The sequence below is a fragment of the Bartonella sp. AP20NXHL genome, assembly GCF_042196165.1.
Taxonomy (GTDB): domain Bacteria; phylum Pseudomonadota; class Alphaproteobacteria; order Rhizobiales; family Rhizobiaceae; genus Bartonella.
The window spans coordinates 1-3,823 of record NZ_JBHIPV010000044.1 but is presented as its reverse complement, the minus strand read 5'-3'; the positions used below and the strand labels follow the sequence as shown (position 1 = coordinate 3,823).

At 43.3% G+C, this 3,823-nt stretch carries 3 protein-coding genes and 1 pseudogene; all 4 read left to right on the top strand.

The genetic code is table 11. From position 1 onward, the window contains the following. A pseudogene (locus tag ACFILL_RS08810) lies at positions 1-2,413 on the top strand (hemagglutinin repeat-containing protein); the annotation flags it as partial. Beyond that, entirely contained in the window at positions 2,410-2,817 is a 408-nt protein-coding gene (locus tag ACFILL_RS08805) for a hypothetical protein (RefSeq protein WP_375621884.1), read from the top strand. The pseudogene ACFILL_RS08810 and the gene ACFILL_RS08805, both read left to right, overlap by 4 nt. A gap of 179 nt (positions 2,818-2,996) precedes the next feature. Next, a complete protein-coding gene (locus tag ACFILL_RS08800) occupies positions 2,997-3,473 on the top strand; it encodes a hypothetical protein (protein ID WP_273791330.1) in 477 nt (158 codons plus the stop codon). An 81-nt stretch (positions 3,474-3,554) separates the two neighbouring features. After that, positions 3,555-3,823 (top strand): hypothetical protein (locus ACFILL_RS08795; protein ID WP_375643785.1); only part of this gene is annotated, 269 nt, incomplete at its 3' end.

Below are 3,823 nucleotides of genomic sequence, written 5' to 3'. Positions count from 1 at the left end.
ATAATATCACCCTATCAGAAAGCTATGATACCTCTAACGCAAAAGAAAAGCATGAAAAGTCTTTTGCTGGTGTGACAACTTCCGTTGATATCGGTGTCCTTGGCACGGTACAAGGACTAAAAGATGCCGCAGATCACATGAATAATAAGGATGGTAACAATACAGTTATTAATGGCATACTGACTGGCATGAAAATCAGTCATCTTTATAGTAAAGGCAAAACCTTTGTTAATTGGCTGACTGGCAATACGGGGGAAAAGGGGAACGTAACCAAAGGACTGAGTAGCTCATTAGGAGGGATGGGGGGGGCTCCACCAAGGATGCTCTTGCCAATATGGCTGGTGCATCTGGCAGTGTAACCGTGGGCTTTAAAACTGAGAAAACAGAAGCCTCTTCTCAAGTCTCCACAGCGGTGACAGATAGCATAGAAGGCGGACGCGCTGTTAACATGCAAGCCCACAAAGGCAGCATTCATGGTGTTGGCGCTGATATTATCGCTGGTACCAATCCAATCTATGTGCTGGAAAATGATGCACAGAGCGGAAAGATCACCATGGAAGCAGGTAAAGATATCATCTTTGAAAGTGCACAAAACACGCAAAGCACACAAAACAGCAGTGAAAGTTCTTCAATGAGTGTTGGCACCGGTTATGGCACGGGTGGCGCAGGGGCAACGGGTAGTGCTGCTTTTAGTCAAGGGGAAGGTTCCAGTGAGGAAGTTCAACACAAAAACAGCCATATTATAGGCACCGGCACCGTTCATACCACGAGTGGGGCAAACACCACATTGGCAGGCGCCGTGGTTTCTGGAGAGCGTGTAGAAATGGAAGTAGGGGGTGATTTTGCCATTACCAGCCGCAGTGATACGGGACAAACTTCCAGTAAGCAAAACTCTGTTTCTGTTGGGTTTGGCGCTGGACAAACGGGTGGTGGGGGCTCCATGAGCGCCTCTTTCCAAAAGGATAAATCCTCCAGCGATTATCATAGTGTTGTGGAACAATCAGGCATCAAAGCGGGTGATGGCGGCTTTAATATCATAGTTAAAGACAAAACAACGCTGACCGGAGGCATCATTGCCAGCACCGCGCCGGCAGATAAAAACAGCCTGACCACAGGAAGCATTAGCACCAGTGATATCAGCAACGGTGCCCATGCTAAAGCCAGCAGCCATGGGTTTAGCATTTCTGGGAATGACACGATAAAAAACATTGCCAAGAATGTTTTAAATCACGGCAAAGCCAAGGATGGAGCAGAAGGGGAAACCAAATCTGCTATCAGCGATGGGACTATCATCCTTACTGATACAACTGGACAGAGGGCGATGGGGCAAGATGCTGGACAAATCATTGGCTCTCTCAACCGCAACACCGCAGCAGCACACCAAGCAGTAGGACAGCTAGATGTCGCACCGCTTGAGGATATATTGCGTAATCGTTTAGGTATGAGAAATAAATGGGTAGATGAATGGTTTGATATATGGGATGGGGTTCGTAAAATGGCATTTTATGTTGACCATCCAGTGGGTGAGGTTGCGCATGATGAAAATGGCAATGTCCTCTATTTAACCGATGAAAATGGAAAACCTATAAAAGGCCGTGATGGAAAATATATCACTCTGTATCACTTTTTAAAGCCAGAGGAAGAAAAGCATTTACAAAAAGGCCCTAATGGTGCTGTTTATATGTTCTACAATGGCATTTTTAATTCACCAGATGATGCTGCGGGTAATGCTGTCCAATTGGCTGTTAATAAAAATGGTCCTCTTTATTTTACATACTTTCCCCAAGCTGATGATGTGCTGGTAGAATTAGGGGTAGCATATTATCAAAAGTTTTGGGAGGGTAGCACTTGGGGATTGAGTAATTCGACCAAGAAGTTTCAAGATTTTATCTATCGTTATGGCAATGACAATGCTATTGTTAGTGGGCATAGCCGGGGTACCTTAACAATACGCAATGGAGCAAATGACTTGCAAGAACATGGTATCCACAGTGTAGCCAAGAAAACAGACTTCTATCTTGTTGGAGCGGCTGCTCACATGCAATCGATGGCCAATACAGTAGATTATCTAAGCGATGGCGAAAAAAATTATATCTACATACAAGGTCATATGTTAGACCCCATTAGTACAGTGATTGGTTACAATTGGCCTACGGCTTATAAGGCACCTTTAAATCTAGATTTTTCACTTTTGGAGAAAGGTATAAAAAATCCTTTTTATATGACGATATTTGCAGCAAACAGTTTATTTACTATAGCAACTAATCCAATCAGAGAGATGGGGAGAGCGGTCTTGGGCCTTAATCCGAGCCCCCATAATTGTTATGCTGATGCGAGTCGTGAGTGTCAAATTAATTATGGTTCATTTGATTTTAACAAACTTTATTCAACGAGAACAGGGAACAAAAAATGAAAATGTTGTTTAATTTATTAAGCCTGCTCATTTTGTTAACGGTTGCTGGATGTGACATTGAAAACATTGATAAACCTCCTCGAGGAGAGACGGCTGTGTGGGAGAAGCTAGGAGCAGATTCTACGGAGGTAGGAAAAGCATTGCTAGAATGTGGTTTGCCACACCTTAATTATCTTGAGGATGAAGTTCAAAAGTTAAGCAACAATGAGAATGCAACGATTGATGCTTGCATGATCCAAGCAGGATTCCATTATAAAGGGAGAGCTAGCTGGTGTTCTCCTTTTAACGGTAGAGACCTTCCCATTTGTCAGCCTGGTGCTGTCATCCCGAAGAGAAGTGTCGCAAAGCGCTTAAACAGCCCGTTTTGTAAAAAGTACAAAAATGCGGATGAATGCCAACCTTAAGTTTTGCTGTTTGTGACGATCAACGATCCCCCTCTTTGCCTTCGCTTGGAATGGCGGGATTGTTTCCTCAACCAATCATCTCAATATTGTTCACCGTTGTTTTAAGCAGCGGTGACAGGAAATATCAACAGGTTTATGAGCTGTTTTATCGTAAAGAAACCCACTTAAGGAGGGGAAAAATGAAGAAAATCTTAAAACTATTGAGTTGCATAGCTCTCTTAAATACAGCTGGATGTGTTAACCAACCTCCTCCATCAACTTTAGCATTATGGGAAAAGCCAGGTGTCGATAAAGCGATGATCCAACAATCCTTATCAAAATGTGGCTGGAAACCGGTTTATGCTTCTTCTAGTGATATGAATTCGTATGCGAGTGAATTTGCCTCAGTTTATGAGTGCATGAAAAAAGCAGGTTTCCGGTATAAATTGCAAGATTCAAAAGGGCTCTATTTTGTACAACCTCTGAAAAGTGACTCGTTTTTAGCTAATTTGATGCTAGCTGGATATCAGCAATTTATGGACAATGATACCTTTGGTGTGACCAACAAAACGAAACAGGAACGCGCTTTACTAACGCATTTTGAGGATGAAAGAAAACGTCAGCAAAAGCAAAAAGCTTTACAAAAGCGATCACCAAAGCGTCCTCCCCATCGTTAAAAAGGTCGTTAGATAAAATCACGAATGAAGTAGAGGATCAAAGCTGTCTCCTTCTTTATCCACACAACGGGCACTTTTAATTTGGTGTTTAAGATAGTCGACAATAAGGCAGGTGAGGTTTCATTACGGGGGATGCGTATTTTGAAGCCAAAGTCGTGGGGCAATCCACAGGATACGTTAAGCGGTTTGACCGAGGCTGGCGCATCTGGCAGTATGACAGTGGGCTTTAAGAAAGCAGAAGCTTCTTCTCAAGCTTCCACCGCGATGACCACAACAATAGAAGCAGGACGCGCTGTTAATATGCAAGCCCACAAAGGCAGCATCCATGGTGTTGGAGCCGATATTATTGC

What these genes read in the sequence shown, in the direction of transcription:
- ACFILL_RS08805 (WP_375621884.1), top strand. Translation starts at nt 2,410, where the DNA reads ATGAAAATGTTGTTTAATTTATTAAGCCTGCTCATTTTGTTAACGGTT.
- ACFILL_RS08800 (WP_273791330.1), top strand. Translation starts at nt 2,997, where the DNA reads ATGAAGAAAATCTTAAAACTATTGAGTTGCATAGCTCTCTTAAATACA.